Here is a 14,958-nt window from a genome sequence, read left to right on the forward strand (position 1 = left end):
GCGACCAGGCGGGCCGGATCTGTCACTTACCGGTCAGGCGTTCAGCACCGGATCGGCGACAACCCGAAGTTCTCCACCGTGGGCGTGGTGGTGTCGATCCTCGTCTGACGGGTCTGCGGCTTCCAGCCGTCCTTGGCGACGATCATCGTGAGCGGGTTGTTGCGACGGTCCACCCAGTAGGCGTACTTGCCCTGGGTGTCGGTGGCGAAGGTCCACGACATGGCCCACGAGTCGACCTGGACCACCGCGCCGGCAATCGGCGAGGTCGCACCCTGGCAGCTGGTCCCGGTCACCGTGCCCATGAGCTTGCCCCAGGTCTTCGGAGGCGTCGCGGTCATGGTCACCGCCACCGGCGCCACCGTGTACGGCGTGTTCTCCTTGATGCCGACCGAGCCGGAGTAGGTGCCCGGCTGGTCCACGTTCGCCGTCATCCCGACGGTGACCGTGACCTTCTGACCCGGCGTCAGGGTGACCGCCGACTTGTCGATCGTCATCCAGCTGACATCGGCCGCCGCCTCGGCGCAGCCCTCGAAGCCCGGCAGCACCTCGCTGTCCGGCGCCGCGCTGAAGCTGCCGGACGAGCCACCGATCTTGTAGAAGCCGCACGCCGCGCCACCGCGGTACCGCGCGGTGTTGGAGTTCGGCAGGTTGGACCACGAGCTGGTGCCCGGGTCGTAGGCGAAGCCGGCGTTGCTGATGGCCCCACCCTGCGAACCGCCGACGACGAGGAGCTTGCCGCTGGCGACAGCGAACGAGCTGGCCCAGTTGTCGACCGGCGCGTCGGCGATGGCGGTCCAGGTGTTGGCACCCGGGTCGAAGGAGTAGCTGGCCTTCTGCGCGGCGGCCCCGTCGTTGCCGCCGGTGCAGTAGATGGTGCCGTCGATCCCGCCGCAGGAGGCGAAGGCCACCGACTTCGGGTAGTTCGCCATCGTCTCCCAGGTGTTGCTGCCCGGGTCGTACCGGACGACGGTGTTCGACATCGGCGTACAGGCCGCCGTGGTGCAGCCACCGATGGCGTACAGCTTGCCGTCGACGACAGCCTGCCCGGCGGCAGCTCTCGGCGCCGGGTTGTCGGCCAGATCCGTCCAGGTGTTGGCCGCCGGGTCGTACGACCAGGTGGCCGCGTCCGGGCCGCCGTCCGCCCAGCCGCCGGTCGCGATGATCTTTCCGTCCACGACGCCCACCGCCAGGGCGTTGCGGGCGCCGGGCAGATCGGCGATCGCCGTCCAGGTCTGGGCAACCGCGTCGTAGGCGTAGTTCTTCGTGGTCGAGCTGGACCCGTCACCACCGCCGATCGAGTAGACCTTGCCGTCCAGCGTCACCACCCGGTTGTCCATGATGTTGGCCGGGTAGTCGGTGATGTCCGTCCACGGTGCGGCCTGCGGGGTGACCGCGGCGGGGACCGCCATGGCCGCCTTGCCGGACGCCTTGGCGGCGAACGACGTCGGGACGGTGAGCCGCTGCTCCGGTGCGCCGGTGGCTCCGAGCACCTGCTGCCTGGTCATCCGGGACCCGTCCGCCCGGAGGAGTTCGAACCCGTTGTCGCGCTCACTGAACTCGACCTCGACCGGCGCCCCGCCGGTGTTGGTCACCGTGAACGTCTTGCTGGCCTTGCCGTTGGGCATCTGCACCGTCGCGCTCACCTGGTCCGGCGCCACCGACAGCCGGCCGGCCGCGAGCTGGAAGTTCGCGGCGGTCGCCCAGTCGGCCTGGACGTCGACCTGCTTGCTCTGGCTGACGTAGTTGCCGGCCTTCGCGGTGAACTTGTGCGTGTCGGTCAGGGTCGAGTAGAGCCAGTAGAAGCCGTCGGGCAGCCCTGGGTCGTCCGGGGTCGCCACGGTGACGGCACTCTCGGCGGGCCGGTCGGCACTGGTGACGGTGGCGCCGTTGACGTAGCTGCTGTCGTTCTTGTCACGGACGTGACCGACGACCAGACCGCCGTCGACCGGCACGCAGGTGACCTGGCTGCCGATCAGTACGTTGTCGACCTCCCACCACCACTCGTACGAGGCGTCGTAGTAGTGGAACCGCACCTGGACCTGCGCCTTACCGGCCGCCTGCGGGATCGGGATCTCGGTGACCTTCGGACCCCGGACGTCCGTCTCCTGCCGGAGCACGTTGGTCCAGGTGGCACCGCCGTCGATGCTCAGATCGACATCGCCGGTGTCGTCGGCCAGTTGGTTGAGGTCCTGGTTGAACCGGATGACCGGGGCCGTGACGTCGGTCAGGTTGACCACCGGGCTGACCAGGGAGGTGTCCTGGCTCCCGCCGGCGCCGTACGCGTCGCTGTCGACCACCGCGAAGTTGCCGGTGCCACCGGTCAGGTTGCCGCGGTTGCCGTCGTCGGTGAACTTCCAGACCTGGCCGTTGCCCTTGTTGTCCACCACGGACCAGCCGGCCGGCACGGTGGCGCCGTCGAAGGTCTCGTACTCACCGTCGGAACCGAACGTGTAGCCGGGCGCCGTCGTGCAGGTGTTGGTGTTCACCGGCACCGCGACGTTGGCGGTCACGTTGCGCGAGCCGACCACCACCTCCTTGGTGACGGTCTGGTAGCCCGGGTACTGCGACTCGTACGTCAGGGTGTAGGTCTGCCCGGCCGGCAGCTTGATGCTGTAGCGGCCGTTCGCCGGCGTGGTGTAGTCGTACACGCCCGACACGCCGGTCACGGTGACCTTGGCGTACAGCGGCCAGCCGTGTCCGGAACCGTCGGTGACCGCTCCGGTGACGTTGACGCTCGCCACCGCCGTCAGCGCGACGTTGAGCGTCGTGGTCGCGCCGTCGGTGACGGTCGCCGGCTTGGTCGTGCTGCCGTACCCGAACGCCGCCACGGCGACCTGGTAGTCACCGACCGGAAGCGTGGTCGAGTACTTGCCGTCGGCGCCGGTGGACACCTCGCGGCCGGTCGGTCCGGTGAGCGTCAGGGTGGCACCGGCGATCGGGCTGCCGGTGGCCGCGTCGGTGACCGTGCCGGCCAGGGTGCCGGTGTCGCCGGTCGGGGCGGCGTTGAGCAGGGCGAGGGCGTCCAGTCGGCCTTCGCCGTAGACGTTGTTGTCCGCCGGGGTGCCACCGCACTGGTCGTCGGCCTTGTCGATCGCGGCGCCGTTGAGCAGCGCACGGGTCGCGTTGATGTCACCGACCAGCGACGGGGCCGCCGAGTACAGCAGGGCGATCGCGCCCGCGAGGTGCGGAGCGGCCATCGACGTGCCACTGATGCTGCCGTAGGCGTTGCCCGGAATGCTCGACCGGACGTTCACGCCCGGCGCCGAGATGTTGGGCTTGATCTCGCCGTTCTGTCCGACACCCCGGCCCGAGAAGCCAGCGACGTTGTTGTTGATGTCGTACGCGCCGGTCGAGTAGTTGCTGACGAGGCTGCCCGGCGAACCACTGGTCTGGCACGCCGGTCCGCTGTTGCCGTTGGACCAGACCCCGAAGATCCCGGAGGCGGCCCAGGCCAGCGTCACGTCCTCCATGAAGGGCTCGTTGGACGGGTTCTGGCTGCCCCACGAGTTGTTGATGATGTTCGGTCGCTTGCTCGCGTCCGCGTTCTGGCCGTTGAGGTCCATCGGCTCGAGCATCCACTGACCCGACTCGATCAGCGCCGCGTCGCTGGGGCAGCAGCCGTTCGCCGCGATCCACTTGACCCCGGGAGCGACACCGATCTGGTTCGCGCCGTCGGAGCCGGCCATGGTGCCCATCGTGTGCGTACCGTGGCCATTGCTGTCACAGGGCGCGGTCGCGCACGTCCCGGCGGCGTTGAACCAGTTGTAGTTGTGGTCGAACGTGCCGTCGCCGTTGTTGCCGCGGTAGGAGCCGACCAACGCCGGGTGGTCGAACTGGACCCCGGTGTCGATGTTCGCGATGGTGATGCCCTCGCCCGTGACGCCGTACTGGCTCCAGACGTCGTCGGCGTTGATGTTCGCGATGCCCCACTCGAGGGCGTTCACGGTCTTCTCGTCGGTGCCCTTGGTGACCTCGGGCACCTTGTAGGCGACCGGGGCGTAGAGACCCTCCACCTCCGAGTGGGCGGCGAACTTCTGCACCATCGCCAGTGAGCCGCTGCTCACCTTGATGGCGTTGGTCGCCCAGAAGGTCTGGTACTTGGTGCCCGATCCGTCGAGTTCGGCCCGGATCTTGCCCTGGCTGTCGGCGGCCGTCTTGCGCAGTGCCTCCGCGACCGCCGTGCCGCGCTTGGACCAGTCCTTGATGGCGCTGGCCTTGCTCAAGTCCGCCCGGTCCTTGAACCGGATCCAGAAGTCCCCTGCACTCTTGGCCTGGAGCTGCTTCGCGAGCTCCGGTCGGATCTTGTCCCCCGGAGCGGCGCCGGCCCCCGTCCCGCCGGGCGCCGCCTGCGCGCCCGAGCCGATACTGGCCAGACATGTCGCGGCGAGGATCATCGCCGCACCAGCGCTCACCACTGATCTGGCTGTGCGCCTCCATTGTGGACGTCTGAACATCGGTGCTGCGTCCCTCAGAACAACCCAGGGTGAAAAATGGGCCATGGTGAGGGTGCGGGAGATCCGCCTCGATGGAACCGAGCGGACGAACCCTTCATGCCTCCCCATACACCGCGCGGGTCACGCCGGTTGCCCGAGTGGACACTATGATCGAGAAGAACGGACGATCAAGAACTTGCCGTGAGCAACTTGTCGCTAACGGTTGCCAGGCTGGCGGCACGCTTGCCCAACACTGTCAGGACCATGACGCGAGGTGGGCAGGATGATGCCCATGGATCCCGGGTGGGTGCTGTGGCCGAGGACGACGAGGCGGCGTTGGACGGGTCCGAGCCGGTCGACGAGCCGTTCCCGCTGCTGATCGCGGTGACCTCGTCGCCGACCGAGCGGATCCGGCTCGCGGAGCAGCTCGAGGGCATCGCACCGCTGCTGCTGGTGGCCGACCTCGACGAGCTGCGCCGGCTGATCGCGACTCCACAGCAGCCCGCCGGCACACCGCCCCCGCCAGCGCCCGCCGTCGCGGCCGGCTCCGCCCTGGTCATCGACTCGCACCGGTCCACCGCCCGCTGTCAGGACCGCGAGGTCGACCTGACCCGACTCGAACACGACCTGCTGATCTGCCTGACCACCGTGCCGATTCGGGTCTGGAGCTACGCCGAGCTACACCGGTCGGTCTGGCGCGACGAAGGGCGCGAGCGCAAGGCGGACGTACAGTCGCTGGTGAAGCGGTTACGACGCAAGCTGCACGAGCTCGGCACCGGCGCCACGATCGAGGCCGTACGCGGCGTCGGGCTGCGGCTGACCGATCGCCAGGAGCCGCGGATCGGACGGGCCTGACGCGGCTGCCTGATGTGGGCAGCGCCCCGGTGACCATCGGGTGTCGATCGGTCAGATCAGCCCGGCGCGGGTCCACAGCAGACGGCCCGGCCCGGCCACCAGACCCACGCCCGCGAGATGGGTGTGCACCCGCTCCGCCGACCAGCGCAGGGTGGCGCGCCAGTGCGGGTTGGCGCGCGCGGCGGCCCGGCCGACCGCCGGTGGGATGCCCACCGCCGCGTACGCGTCGGGATGGACCAGGCGGTTGGCGATCGTGCCGGCGGCACGACCGACCAGCAGGCGGGCGTACGCCATGCCCACCGGGCCGGTGGCCGCGACCGCGGCGGCCAGTTCCTCGCGGGCGAACCGGACGTGTCTCGCCTCCTCCACCACGTGGATGCGCGAGACCATCCGGATGAGCAGCTGGAGCGACTCGTCGGCCATGATCTCGCGCTGGAACGCGTCGAGGATCTCCTCCGCGATGAGGATCGCGGCGTACATCCGGGGGCCGCTGGCGGTGGCCTTGAGGAAGCGCCCGAGGTGATGGTCCACCGTGCTCGCCCGGTAGACCGGGCAGCCCATCGCCTCGATCAGCCGGCCGAACATGATGGAGTGCCGGCACTCGTCGGCGACCTCGGTCAGCGCGTACTGGGCCTGCCGGCTGGTCGGGTCGGCGCCGTAGTACTCCCGGATCAGCATCTGCATGAGGATCGTCTCGAACCACAGCCCGGCGCTGGCCGCGCTGGCCACCTCGTGCTTGGTCAGCTCGACGCGCTGCTCCTCGCTGAGCTGCTCCCACAGCGGCGTGCCGTAGAGGCTGCTGCGGTGCGGCGGGAGCCAGTAGGCGCCCGGAGTGTGCGGAGCGTCCCAGTCGATCTCGACGACCGGGTCGTAGCTGGTGCGGAGCGAGGACGTGAGCAGTCGCTCGGCGACCGCGGTGCGCTCCGATTCCGCCGGTGTCGCGTCCATGGCCCCTCCATATTGACGTGACGTCAGGTAACTGTTACGAGTAGTAGCATGCAATCGCCGCTCAAAGATGTCAATGGACCCAATCCGGCAGCCCCGGCCGCCGACGAGGGCCGGAAGGCGAAGGGCAACGGCCGCCGGGACCGGTGGGCCGACCATCGTGAGCAACGACGGCGGGAACTGATCGGGGCCGCCGTGCAGGCGTTGCTGCGGTACGGGCCGGAGGTCGACATGGACCAGGTGGCCGCCACCGCGGGCGTCAGCAAGCCGGTCCTCTACCGCTACTTCGCCGACAAGTCGCAGCTCTGGATCGCGGTGAGCGAGGTGGTGGCCGCCCGGATCATCGACACCGTGGCGCCCGCCGTGGAGCAGGTCCGTGAGCAACGCGGCCTGGTGCAGGCGACGATCGACGCGTACCTGGGGGTGATCGAGGCGCAGCCCACGCTCTACCGGTTCCTGATGCACCAGTCCGGCCATCCCGGCATCCACCAGGTCGTCGCCGGGACCAGCCAGCAGGTCGCCGCCGGATTGGCTCGCGTGATCGGCGACCGGCTGCGCGCGCTGGGGCTGGACGCCGGCCCCGCCGAGCCGTGGGCGTACGGCCTGGTGGGCTTCGTGCAGGCGGTCGGCGACTGGTGGACCACGCACGGACAGCCGATCAGCCGGGCGGCCCTCACCGACTACCTGACCGCTCTGCTGTGGAACGGGATCGAGGGCGTACGGGCCAGCGCCGACCTGCCCCGCGAACTCACCCGCGCCCACGAACGGATCACGCCATGAGCGAGCGTCAGCGAGCGAATCATCAGCACCGGGTGGCGGCGTGAGTTACCACGGCCCGGCGAGCCTCGCGGGCACCACCGTCCGGGTGCACCTCAGCGGGCGGTGGGAGCCGGTCGACGGCCGCTACCACTGGGGTGGACGAATCGAGCCCGACCCGCAGGTGGCGCAGCTGCTGCGCTCCGGCCGGCGTGACGTCGAGCTGCGCATCGCCGACCGGGTCCGGCCCACCCGGCTGGCCGAGGTCGACCCGTGGGGCGGCGTACGGATCACCGGCGTGGGCGATCCACCCTGGCCACCGGCAGCCGAACCGGTTCCGTGCCCGAGCTACCGGAGAAGTGATGGAGCCAGACCTCCGTGGAAGGGTAGTCATGACAGTTCACTTTCGCCGCGCGGGCAGCGGTGAACCGCTCGTGCTCATCCACGGCATCGGTCACCGCCACCAGGCCTGGGAGCCGGTTTTCGACCTGCTCACCGCCCACCACGAGGTGATCGCGCTCGACCTGCCCGGCTTCGGGAACTCTCCGGTGCCCGACGCGGGCATGCCCGCCGACATGGCGGCCACCGTCGCCGGGATACTGCCGATCCTGACCGGGTGGGGGCTGGAGCGCCCGCACGTGGCCGGCTACAGCCTCGGTGGGGCGATCGGCCTGGAACTCGCCGCGACCGGGGCGGTCGCCTCGGCCACCGCCTTCTCCCCCGCCGGGTTCTTCACCACCGCTGAGCGCCGGCGGGCACTGGCCATCCTCACGATGTTGCGGGCCAATTCGTACCTGCCCACCCCGATCATGCGGGTCGCGTTGCGGTCGGCGTACCTGCGGGCGATGTGCTTCGCGCCGCTGGTGGCCCGCCCACGGCTGCTGGACGCCGACCGCGCGCTGGGCGACGCGCTCGCCCTGCGGCGTGGGCTCGGCTTCAGCGCCGTGGCCCGGGCCGCCCGCGACTACCGCTTCGACGGTCTCCGGCTGGCCGACGCGGCGGTGCCGGTGACCATCGGCTGGGGTGACTGCGACCGCATCTTCGGCGTACACCAGGCCGAGCGTGCCCGGGCCGGCCTGCCGGCGGCCCGGGTGGTGACGATGCCCGGCTGCGGGCACGTACCGATGAGCGACGACCCGGATCTGGTCGCCGCGCTCATCCTGGAGACCACCGGCGCCGTGCCCCGCACCGGTCGAGCGGATCGGGCGGGTCACGAACATCACTTCACAGAATAAAAACTTGCACGGTACGCAACTTGCCTTCTAGCCTCCCCGGGTGACCGATACCGACCAGGCCGCCACCGGGCGTCGCGACCGCAAGAAGCGGCAGACGCGGGCCGCGCTGACCGCCGCCGCGCTGCGCCTGGTCGCCGAACGGGGCCTGGAGCACGTGACGGTCGAGGAGATCAGCGAAGCCGCCGACGTCTCCTCGCGCACCTTCTTCAACTACTTCACCTGCAAGGACGAGGCGCTCACCGACGACCCGGCGCTCGACGGCACACCGGTGGTGGCGCGACTGGCCGCCGCCCCACCGCACGTGCCCGCGTTGCAGGCCGTTCGACTCGCCCTCGACGAGGCGATCGACACGATGCAGGCCGACCGGGAGTTGTGGCGGCTGCGGCTGGCCGTCATCACACAGAACCCCGCGCTGGTGCCCCGGCTGATGACCGGGAACATCGAGACCGAGCGGGGCATGGTCACCGCCCTCGCCGCCCGCCTCGGCGTCGACCCCGAGCACGGCCACCCGGCGCTGGTCACCGCGGTGGCCGGTGCCACCTTCCGCACCGCGATGCTGCGCTGGGCCGCCGACGACAGCCGGCCCCTGCGCGACTTCGTGGACGAGGCGTTCGCCACGGTCGCCGCCGGCCTGCCGGATCCACCACACCAGTCCTGACCACCAGTCCCCCGGTGCATCAGGTTCCGGGGGCAGCCACTCCGATCAAGACCCCGAAAAGGGAGCGTCAATGACCACCACCGCCCCGCCCGCTGACGTTGCCGACGTCGGCACGCGCATGTCGCGTCGGGAGGTTCTCCAGGCCCTCTCCGGCCTGATGGTCGGCATGTTCGTGTCCATCCTCGCCTCCACGGTGGTGGCGAACGCCTTGCCGCGGATCATCGCCGACCTGAACGGCAGCCAGACCGTCTACACCTGGATCGTCACCAGCGAACTGCTCGCCATGACGGCGACGGTGCCGCTGTGGGGCAAGATGGCCGACCTCTACAGCAAGAAACTGCTGATCCAACTGTCGCTGGGGCTGTTCGTGGTGGGTTCGCTGATCGCGGGCTTCACGCCGAACGTCGAGGTGCTGCTGATCAGCCGGGTCGTGCAGGGCATCGGCGCCGGCGGCATGACGGCGCTGGCCACGATCGTCATGGCGGCGATGATCCCGCCGCGCGAGCTGGGCCGCTACGCCGGTATCTTCGGCGCGGTCTTCGGTGTCGGCACCATCGCCGGTCCGCTGATCGGCGGTCTGCTCGTCGACACGTCGTGGCTGGGCTGGCGGTGGTGCTTCCTGATCGGGGTCCCGTTCACCATCCTGTCCATCGTCCTGCTGCAGCGCACCCTGCACCTCCCGGTGGCTCGCCGCAAGTTCAAGATCGACTGGCTGGGCGCCGTCCTCATCACCGCGGGCGTGTGCACGCTGCTGATCTGGTCGTCCCTCGCCGGGAACAAGTTCCCCTGGGCATCGGGCTGGACGGCCGTCATGGTCCTGGGCGGTCTGGTCCTGCTGGCGCTGGCCGTTCTCGTCGAATCGCGGGCGGCGGAGCCGATCGTTCCGCTGGGCATCTTCCGCAATCGCACGGTCTCGCTGGCCACCGCCGCCAGCGTGCTAGTCGGTGTCGCGATGTTCGGTGGCACCGTCTTCCTGTCCCAGTACTTCCAGATCTCGCTGGGCAAGTCGCCGACCGTCGCGGGCCTGATGAGCCTTCCGATGATCTTCGGTTTGCTCGTCTCGTCGACGGTGGCCGGCCAGCTCATCACGAAGTTCGGCCGGTGGAAGGCCTACCTCGTGGCCGGCGCCGCCGTGATGACCGTCGGGATGCTGCTCCTGGGCACCATCGACGCCAACACCAGCGTCGTCGTCCTGTCGGTCTACATGGCCGTGCTGGGCATCGGCGTCGGCATGCTCATGCAGAACCTCGTGCTCGCCGCGCAGAACGACGTGCCCGCTCAGGAACTCGGCGCCACCACCTCCGTGCTGACGTTCTTCCGCAGCATGGGCGGCGCCATCGGGGTCAGCGCCCTGGGTGCCGTCCTGGCGAGCCGGGTTACCTCGCTGACGACCGAGCGACTCGGCCCGGCCGCGGCCGGTGGCGGCTCCGCCGAGGTGCCCGACCTGTCCACCCTGCCCGAGCCGGTGCTGCGCATCGTGCAGGACGTCTACGGCACCGCCACCGCCGACCTGTTCCTGATCGGCGCGCCGATCGCGCTGATCGCGCTGATCGTCGTGCTGTTCATCAAGGAAAAGCCCCTGCACACCCTCAGCGGGGACGAACGACGCGCCCAGGAGGAGGCGGCCGCAAACGCCGCGATTCACTGAGCCGTACTACAGCAGGCGGGGGCGGGCCGATCGGCCCGCCCCCGCACTGCGCCCACACCCCTGCCCCCCGCCGGACCGCTCGGGCCGGGCGCGAGGGCCGGGCCCGGGCGAGGGGATCAGGGCCGGGCGCGGCGGGCCGAGGGCCGGGCGCGGCGGGCCGGGGCGGGGGCCGGCACTCCCTCTGCCGCCTTTGCTCTGCTTCAACCCACGCAACAGTTTCGGGCCGTAAGTGTTGCGTCGGTTGGAGCAGAGCAAAGGGCGCGAGCTGACTACTGGCTCCTCCGCTCGCGAGCCGACGTCGCTGGCGAGCCGCGCGAGCGGACGTCGCCGCGCCCTGCCCCGCGGAGCCAGGTGGCCCGTGGCGCCAGGCGGCCCGCGGAGCCAGGTGGCAGCGGAGCGAGCCCCTCGGCCGCGTCGCTGGCCGTCGGTGCGGTGGCCGCGTTTTTCGGTAACGACGAGTTGCGAAGCGGTTGCCACGTAACGTGAAGTGCAGCCGGTCAACGGCTGACGCCAGACGTGCGCCGGGCCGCCACCGTGGCGGAGCCGCTCGGCCAACTGCCGTGAGTCCGGCGAGATTCCCGACCCGGCGGTGAGCCGGGTATGCGCGGATTCTGCCCAGTAGGCAATGCGACGGTGCGAGGCTCCGGAGAGCTCTGCGCCGCGCACCCGGCCTACTCAGCCGCAGGAGGTGCGGACGATGCCCATGCTCTCGTTACTCGATCCTCGGCACACGGTCGCTCCACCGGGATACAGCCGCTGGCTCATCCCGACCGCAGCGCTGGCCGTACATGTCTGCATCGGGCAGGTCTACGCGACGAGCGTCTACAAGAACTCCCTCATCGCGCACTTCGACACCAGCCAGACGGCGATCGGGGCGATCTTCAGCATCGCCATCGTCATGCTGGGTTCGTCCGCCGCTGTGGGCGGCAGGTGGGTGGAGCGCAACGGACCGCGCCGGGCGATGTTCGTCTCCGCCTGTTTCTGGGCCGCCGGGTTCCTGGTCGGTGCGCTCGGCATCGCGACCCAGCAACTGTGGCTCCTCTACCTCGGGTACGGCGTCATCGGCGGCATCGGGCTCGGCATCGGCTACATCTCGCCGGTCTCCACGCTGATCAAGTGGTTCCCGGACCGGCCCGGCCTCGCGACCGGGCTGGCAATCATGGGTTTCGGCGGCGGCGCCCTGGTCGCCGGCCCGCTCGCGCGCCAACTGCTCTCCCTGTACGACCCCGGCTACAACCCCGCCAATCCGGCTGCGGTGGCGTCCGGGCACGCCCTGGTGGCACTCTTCGTCACGTTCGCCATCGGATACTTCGTGATCATGATGTTCGGGCCGTTCAACGTCCGCGTTCCCGCGCCGGACTGGCGGCCCGCCGGGTTCGACCCCGCGCGCGTCGCCAGCAAGCCGCTGGTGACACGGGCGAGCGTGTCCGCGTCGAACGCCGTGCGCACCCGTACATTCTGGTTGCTGTGGATCGTGCTGTTCTGCAACGTCACCGCGGGCATCGGCATCCTGGAACAGGCCAGCCCGATGATCCAGGACTTCTTCCGGGAAAACGGGGTCAGCGAAGTCTCGGTGTCAGCGGCGGCCGGCTTCGTGGGAGTGCTGTCGTTGTTCAACATGGCCGGGCGGTTCGTCTGGTCGACGACGTCCGACCTCATCGGCCGCAAGCCCATTTACATGGTCTACCTCGGCGTCGGCATGGTGCTCTACGCGCTGCTCGCCGTGGCCGGCCACGCCGCGACGGCGGTCTTCGTGCTGATCGCCGCCGCGATCATCTCGTTCTACGGCGGCGGCTTCTCCACCGCCCCCGCGTACCTGCGGGACCTGTTCGGCACCTTCCAGGTCGGCGCCATCCACGGCCGGCTTCTGACCGCCTGGTCGGCGGCGGGCATCGCCGGGCCGCTGATCGTCAACGGGATCCTCGACGCGCAGGGCAAGCCCGGCACCCTCACCGCGTCGGCGTACCGGCCCGCGCTGTTCACCATGGTCGGCGTCCTCGCCATCGGTTTCATCGCCAACCTGCTGGTCCGTGCCGTGCCGAAACGGTTCCACGAGCCCGACCGGGGGCCAACCTCGCCCGTGGCGCGCGCCACCGTCACCGAGCCGGTAGCCCTCGGTCCGGAAAGCCAACCCTCGGTGCCGAAGCAGGTCGGCAACCAGACCGGTCGGCTCTGGCTGTCGTGGCTGCTCGTCACGGTGCTGCTCGGGTACGGCATCGTCCAGACCGCCATCACCGCCGCGAAGTTGTTCACCGGCTGACGTCATCCGCGCCCGGGGACAGGCTCGCGGAGCGTGCCTGTCCCCGGGCGGTCGAGCGGTGGCCTGCCGGCGCACCGCCGACGCGCCCCGGTCTCGGTTCGGCCACCGATGCGCTCAGTGAGCGCTAATCGCTAACGGCCGGCCGTCGACCCGTCCCGGCCGAGCCGCTCGCGTTGCGGCACGACCGTGTACTTCGGATCGCGCGCGGAAACCCTGCCGGCCTCGAAGACGCCGAACCGGGTGGCGACGGAGGATGCCACGAGGGCCGCGCCGGAGACCGCTGACAGGATTTTGCTGCGCCGGCTGACCAGTGCGGCGGCGGTGCCCACGGCGAGTAGCGCGCGGCCCGCCCGGACCATTCGGCCGCTGCGTCCGTGCGCATAGGGCTCGCCGGTCAGGCCCAGCCGCTCCAACCGGCGACCGCCGACAAGTTCGATGGTCGCGGCGGCCAGGGCGAGCCGCCGTAGCGGGGCGGTCTCCGCGGCCGGCGCCGCGATCAGGCCGACCCCGGACGCGGCGGCGAGAGCGCTGCCCGCGAAGACGAACGGCAACGAGGGGTACGCGTCGTGCCAGGCCGGCACGGCGGTGTCGGCGAGCAGTACCCCGGTGTACGTGGCCAGCGCCGGCGCGGTGGCCGCGGCTGCCAGGCCGGCGACGTCGCCGATGGGGGGCGCCAACCGGCGGGCGAGGCCGAGCGCACCGTGCTGCGGGAGCAGCGGCGCCAGTTCGGCGACCGCCGCCACGCCGGCCATCGGCCCGAATGCGGCGAGGATCCAGGTGCCGACCGACATCGGCGACGTCAGCTTGGCGACCCGGAGCATGTGGTGGAACCGGTCCGGCCGCCCGAGGTCGTGAACCAGCAGGTACGTGCTGGCGGCGACGCCGCCGAGGGCGGCCCAGCGGCCCACCGTACGCAGCCCGGGTCGCCCGGTCAGTTGGGCGCCAGCTCCGATCAGCGCACTTCCGGCGGCGAGGCCGCCGGTGAACAGGTAGCCAGCGATGTCGTGTTTCCACACGGGCGGCTTGAGGACCGGCCGGCCGTAGTAGGAGCTGAAGTCGGCCGGCGGCACGGTGAGCTGCTCGCCGCCGTGGCCCCGCCCTCGACCGGGCGGCATCGCGTCCGTCATGGCCGCCCGCCCAGGAACGCGACCGTCGCGGCGGCGGTCATGACCAGTGCGGCCAGGCCGGCGCGTTTCCACATGGCCGGCAGGTCGCGGGTCGTCACGATCGGGTCCGGTGGCAGCCCGTACACCTCCGGCTCATCCAACAACAGGAAGAACGCACCATCACCACCCACCCCGTCGTTCGGATCATGCCCATACAACCGCGCCTCCGGCACACCCTGCTCATGCAAAGTCGCCACCCGCGCCGCGGCCCGCTCCCGCAACTCGTCCAGAGGCCCGTACTGAATCGACTCCGTCGGACACGCCTGCGCACACGCCGGCGTCATCCCCGCACCAAGCCGGTCATAACACAACGTGCACTTCCACGCCCGACCATCATCCTTACGCTGATCGATCACCCCGTACGGGCACGCGGAAATGCAGTAACCACACCCATTGCAGATGTCCTCCTGCACCACCACCGTGCCGAACTCCGTACGGAACAACGAACCCGTCGGACACACATCCAGACACGCCGCATGCGTGCAGTGCTTGCACACATCCGACATCATCAACCACCGAAAATCCGTCCGCTGCTCCACACCCGTACCCCGACCCGGCGGCTGCGCCCCCGGCATCCCGAGGAACTCCGGCCCGCCCGACATCCGGGCCGCCGCTGCCGGCGAGCCGGGCGGCAGACCCGGAATCGTCCCGGTGTCGGTGCTGGTACGCGCGCCGACCGCCGCCGTCATCGGGCTGATCGACGGCCCGTCCGGATCCTGCTCGAACGCCGGTGTCGCCCAGCCGGCCGAACGGGGCTGCTCGACGAACGCGACGTGCCGCCACGAGTTCGCGGTCAAGGCCCCGGTGTTGTCGTACGACATGCCCAGCAGGTCGAGGCCGCTCTCCGGAACGAGGTTCCATTCCTTACAGGCCACCTCGCAGGCCTTGCAGCCGATGCAGACGCTGGTGTCGGTGAAGAAGCCCATCCGCGGCGGGGCATCGACGTAGCCGGCGTCCGGCGCCGGGTCGAGCGGGCCGTACAGGCTGTTGACATGGGGCATG

At 70.4% G+C, this 14,958-nt stretch carries 11 protein-coding genes; 7 read left to right on the forward strand and 4 right to left on the reverse strand.

The features are described from left to right. Window positions 1–41 precede the first annotated feature (41 nt). Window positions 42–4,412: a S8 family serine peptidase gene (locus tag ABZU69_RS01850; RefSeq protein WP_354962516.1), complete on the reverse strand. Its 4,371-nt coding sequence runs from the start codon at window positions 4,410–4,412 to the stop codon at window positions 42–44. Between the two features lie 324 nt (window positions 4,413–4,736). Between ABZU69_RS01850 and ABZU69_RS01855 the strand changes: the two genes are divergently transcribed. After that, window positions 4,737–5,288: a winged helix-turn-helix domain-containing protein gene (locus ABZU69_RS01855; RefSeq protein WP_354962517.1), complete on the forward strand. Its 552-nt coding sequence runs from the start codon at window positions 4,737–4,739 to the stop codon at window positions 5,286–5,288. 51 nt (window positions 5,289–5,339) lie between these two features. Here ABZU69_RS01855 and ABZU69_RS01860 read toward each other — a convergent pair whose 3' ends face one another. After that, entirely contained in the window at window positions 5,340–6,236 is an 897-nt protein-coding gene (locus tag ABZU69_RS01860; protein ID WP_354962518.1) for a diiron oxygenase, read from the reverse strand. 48 nt (window positions 6,237–6,284) lie between these two features. Here ABZU69_RS01860 and ABZU69_RS01865 point away from each other — a divergent pair, with 48 nt between their 5' ends. The 6 genes from ABZU69_RS01865 (at window position 6,285) to ABZU69_RS01890 (ending at window position 12,790) form a co-directional block, all read left to right on the forward strand. Further along, on the forward strand, window positions 6,285–7,013 hold the full coding sequence (locus tag ABZU69_RS01865; protein WP_354962519.1) for a TetR/AcrR family transcriptional regulator: 729 nt from the start codon (window positions 6,285–6,287) through the stop codon (window positions 7,011–7,013). A 40-nt stretch (window positions 7,014–7,053) separates the two neighbouring features. Then, the gene (locus tag ABZU69_RS01870) at window positions 7,054–7,416 is read left to right on the forward strand and encodes a DUF4873 domain-containing protein (protein ID WP_354962520.1); all 363 of its coding nucleotides are present in this window, start codon (window positions 7,054–7,056) and stop codon (window positions 7,414–7,416) included. Continuing rightward, window positions 7,382–8,224, forward strand: coding sequence for an alpha/beta fold hydrolase (locus ABZU69_RS01875; protein ID WP_354962521.1), 843 nt, complete (start codon window positions 7,382–7,384; stop codon window positions 8,222–8,224). Before ABZU69_RS01870 ends, ABZU69_RS01875 begins: the two co-directional genes overlap by 35 nt. Window positions 8,225–8,264: 40 nt before the next feature. Beyond that, on the forward strand, window positions 8,265–8,882 hold the full coding sequence (locus ABZU69_RS01880; RefSeq protein ID WP_354962522.1) for a TetR family transcriptional regulator: 618 nt from the start codon (window positions 8,265–8,267) through the stop codon (window positions 8,880–8,882). Between the two features lie 70 nt (window positions 8,883–8,952). After that, window positions 8,953–10,530 carry an MDR family MFS transporter gene (locus ABZU69_RS01885; protein WP_354962523.1) on the forward strand — a complete coding sequence of 526 codons (1,578 nt, stop codon included), beginning with the start codon at window positions 8,953–8,955 and terminating at the stop codon, window positions 10,528–10,530. Window positions 10,531–11,233: 703 nt separating this feature from the next. Further along, window positions 11,234–12,790, forward strand: coding sequence for an OFA family MFS transporter (locus ABZU69_RS01890; protein WP_354962594.1), 1,557 nt, complete (start codon window positions 11,234–11,236; stop codon window positions 12,788–12,790). Window positions 12,791–12,921: 131 nt separating this feature from the next. Here ABZU69_RS01890 and nrfD read toward each other — a convergent pair whose 3' ends face one another. Together nrfD and ABZU69_RS01900 are read right to left on the reverse strand one after the other, a co-directional pair. Next, complete coding sequence (gene nrfD, locus ABZU69_RS01895) at window positions 12,922–13,917, reverse strand: NrfD/PsrC family molybdoenzyme membrane anchor subunit (protein ID WP_354962524.1); 996 nt, start codon at window positions 13,915–13,917, stop codon at window positions 12,922–12,924. Then, complete coding sequence (locus tag ABZU69_RS01900; RefSeq protein WP_354962525.1) at window positions 13,914–14,957, reverse strand: 4Fe-4S dicluster domain-containing protein; 1,044 nt, start codon at window positions 14,955–14,957, stop codon at window positions 13,914–13,916. Before ABZU69_RS01900 ends, nrfD begins: the two co-directional genes overlap by 4 nt. Window position 14,958 lies beyond the last annotated feature (1 nt).

It is taken from the genome of Micromonospora sp. NPDC005206, from assembly GCF_040608175.1.
Taxonomy (GTDB): Bacteria; Actinomycetota; Actinomycetes; order Mycobacteriales; family Micromonosporaceae; genus Micromonospora.

Coding starts and splice junctions, on each gene's coding strand:
- ABZU69_RS01860 (WP_354962518.1), bottom strand. CDS start 6,236: ATGGACGCGACACCGGCGGAATCGGAGCGCACCGCGGTCGCCGAGCGA.
- ABZU69_RS01865 (WP_354962519.1), top strand. CDS start 6,285: ATGCAATCGCCGCTCAAAGATGTCAATGGACCCAATCCGGCAGCCCCG.
- ABZU69_RS01875 (WP_354962521.1), top strand. CDS start 7,382: ATGACAGTTCACTTTCGCCGCGCGGGCAGCGGTGAACCGCTCGTGCTC.
- ABZU69_RS01885 (WP_354962523.1), top strand. CDS start 8,953: ATGACCACCACCGCCCCGCCCGCTGACGTTGCCGACGTCGGCACGCGC.
- ABZU69_RS01890 (WP_354962594.1), top strand. CDS start 11,234: ATGCTCTCGTTACTCGATCCTCGGCACACGGTCGCTCCACCGGGATAC.
- nrfD (WP_354962524.1), bottom strand. CDS start 13,917: ATGACGGACGCGATGCCGCCCGGTCGAGGGCGGGGCCACGGCGGCGAG.
- ABZU69_RS01900 (WP_354962525.1), bottom strand. CDS start 14,957: ATGCCCCATGTCAACAGCCTGTACGGCCCGCTCGACCCGGCGCCGGAC.